Genomic DNA, 3,166 nt, shown 5'->3' with positions numbered 1-3,166 from the left:
AAATAAAAGGTTCTGTTGATAATCTATTTTCCTAACTCTTTTATTCTCTTTGTTTTTTCGATTATCTATCATAAAAACGAGATAGCATCCAAGGCCGAAATTTTTACTTGCCATATATAGTATTATACTAATGAATTATATAAGGAGTAAAATGATGGCAGATGGTAAAATGTCGCAAGTGCTTAAAGAGGATTTAAAACAGGATGGAGTCAATGATAGCAGACTTTTTGATTTAGCTTTGCAAAATATGCTGAAAAGAGCAATTGCTAGCGGAATTGTGGAGCAGAATAAAAGTGAAAGTAAAAAGTCATCTATTTCTTCAATTGAAGATGTCACAAGAAACGAGGTTAGTGTAGTTGCTGAAGTTAAGCCTGCAAAACCTCCAGTTATCAAGGCTAGTGTCATTGCTAATGTCAAACCAATCACAGATCTGATTAAAGATTCTGTTGCTATTGACGGCGAGAGAGAATTGGGAGAAGAAAACAGCTCGTCCAATATCTCAGGGAACGAGCAGTCTACACCAACTGATGGAGAAGTATACTATCTCTTTAAGACTTATCGTCAATTTTCCAGTCCCGATTCCAATCCTTATGTACCTCCGATTCCTAAAAAAAATGAAGATAATCCAAGACAAAAGAATAACTCTACACCATCTGATGAGAAGCAGTCTTCGAAATCAAACGGCAATAAAGACGACAAAACTCTTTTAGAACTAATTAAACAATATTACCAAGAAAAACAGCAAGATAAAAAAGAAAAGGAACTATTAGATAAGATTGTTGACCGTTTAAAACAAGTGTATGATTTAGGTGATATTATTGAAAGAGGTAGTAAAGGGATTATTGAAAAAGAGGAAAATGTTAGAGTTTCTAAAGGACTAGGTTTTACTGATATTGGAAAATATTTTGGACCTAAAAGTAGAAAAGTCGGGAAATTAGTTGATGAAGTTATAGAGAAAATCAATGATAGAAGTGTTACAGTACCAGATGAATACCTTCCCGATTTTATTGAGGAGGGAGGAGGAAAAATTAATGCTTTTGATTTTTTAGAAATTTCTCAAAAAATAATAGAAGGGTATAAGGATGTCAAAAGTGTCCGTGAACATAAAGGAGATGAAAGGGAGAGATTTACAAAGGCGGGTTCTATTATAGGTAAAAATATAGCCGATTTATTTTCTATGTTTGCTTTTCAACGCAATACCAAAAATAGATTTCGGTTAGCAAATAACATTTTAGGACTATTCTTCTTACAAGAAGCTCTGGAAAGTGGTGGTGAAGCTATAGGTCATAAAGGAGCGGAAATACTTTGGGATTCCCAAGCTGATAAAGCCTCTGAAACTCCCAACCTTGATCCCCTTGTTCTTGATTTATCAGGGGATGGATTCAAGCCAACTTCTTTGGATAAGGGTGTGCATTTCGATTTAGATGGGAATGGTTTCGCTGAGCGGATCAATTGGATTCAAGGTGATGATGCTCTATTGGTTCTAGATAAAAATGGGGATGGCGTGATTAACGATGGTAATGAGCTTTTTGGAGATCGCTATCGTTTAGCTAATGGTAAACTTGCAAGATTTGGTTTTGAGGCGTTGATGGAGCAAGATACAAATGGTGATAAGGTCATTGATGATAAAGATGCTAATTACAGTCGTCTTCAAGTTTGGCAAGATGCTAACCAAAATGGTATTTCTGAAAAAGAAGAGCTACGCAGTTTATCACAAGCAGGGATAGCTGCTATTCACTGCTATTCAGCTTAACTATCAAAAAAGTCAATTGGGTGGTCACGAGGAGGTTATTTTCGGTAACAGCGCCAAATTTATCAAGGCGAACGGTGAGACTGGGGATGCGACTGAATATTGGATCAAGAAGAGAGGTTACGATACTAAGTCACTCAATGATATTAATATTCCGCTGGAAGTCCACTTTTTGCCAAATGTAGCTGGTTCGGGTAATATGCCATCTCTCCATCAGGCGATGGCAAAGGATGTTACTGGTCAACTCAAGGATAAGGTGGGTCGATTTATCTTGTCTCGCGATGTAGCAGAGAGACGTCAGCTAGTGGAAAGTATCCTGACTCAGATGGCAGGAGCTCAAAACACTGCCTCTAACAGTCGAGGGACTGCTATGGATGCCAAACAGCTTCAGGTTATAGAAGCTCTCCTAGGACGCGATTATACTGGGACTTCTGGGTCTAATCCACACGCAAGTTCAGCATCAATTCTCAAGGATCTCTATCAGAAGATGGTGGATTATTATTACTATGCTATGATGAGCAGCAGCCACCTCTCTGGTGTAGTACCTCTTATACAGGTTAAGGAAGATAAGGTCATTGATCTTGAGCTTCTCAAGTCAGTATTGCCGGGCTATCTGAATGTTAAAGATGGAATCCAGCTAAGCGACATAGCGGGCTATCTCAAACACATGGAGAATCAGGGGATCAGTGGTTATCAGGACTTTAAGACTTACTTTGGTTCTATGTCTCATGACTACCTCAAGGCTATTATGATAGGAGCTGGAGAGGTCGTGATGGGTAGCGATCAAGGAGAAAGTTTACAGGCGACGGAAAAGCAAGTTTTTGTTATGGCTTCCGGGGGAGATGATAATGTCCAAGGAGACAAGCAAAATAATATATTAGAGGGCGGTTCTGGCAATGATAAGCTCTATGGAGGTGCTGGTGATGATACNTATATCTTCGATTTAGGTCATGGCCAGGATACCATTAGCGATTCCGAAGGCCTAAGCACCATTCGCTTTGGAGCTGGAATTTCATTGGCAGACTTGCAGGTAAGTCATCCCGTTAATGATAATTGGACGGCCGTATTGACCAATACCAAGACTGGCGACAGTATCACATTTAGTGACTTCCGTTACTCAGCATCTTACCGCAATCTGAAACTGGTCTTTTCGGACGGTACAGAGCTAGGTGTGAGTGATGAAGGCAGTCCGTTCCGTACACTCTATGGTACATCTGAGAGCGAGTATTTGAGTTCTCCGATTAACAACTTGACTATTTATGCTGGTGCTGGTAATGATACACTCAATGGATCATCAGGTTCAGATAAGCTCTATGGTGACGAAGGCAATGATCTTCTAGAGGGCGGTTCTGGCAATGATCTTCTAGAGGGCGGTTCTGGCAATGATAAGCTCTATGGAGGTGCTGGTGATGATAC

At 39.7% G+C, this 3,166-nt stretch carries 2 protein-coding genes; both read left to right on the top strand.

Annotated elements, in window-relative coordinates; translation table 11 throughout:
- Positions 1–151 precede the first annotated feature (151 nt).
- On the top strand, positions 152–1,753 hold the full coding sequence (locus tag D8886_RS11730) for an SPM autocatalytic domain-containing protein (protein WP_185761304.1): 1,602 nt from the start codon (positions 152–154) through the stop codon (positions 1,751–1,753).
- Positions 1,754–1,949: 196 nt separating this feature from the next.
- Positions 1,950–3,166, top strand: a 1,217-nt coding sequence (locus tag D8886_RS11905) for a calcium-binding protein (RefSeq protein ID WP_446677714.1), incomplete at its 3' end; no start/stop codon positions are given.

Origin of the sequence: Streptococcus sanguinis (assembly GCF_003943655.1) — a bacterium.
Lineage (GTDB): Bacteria > Bacillota > Bacilli > Lactobacillales > Streptococcaceae > Streptococcus > Streptococcus sanguinis_F.
Note: the sequence above shows the minus strand (reverse complement) of the source record. Positions and strands in the feature narration are given on the sequence as shown.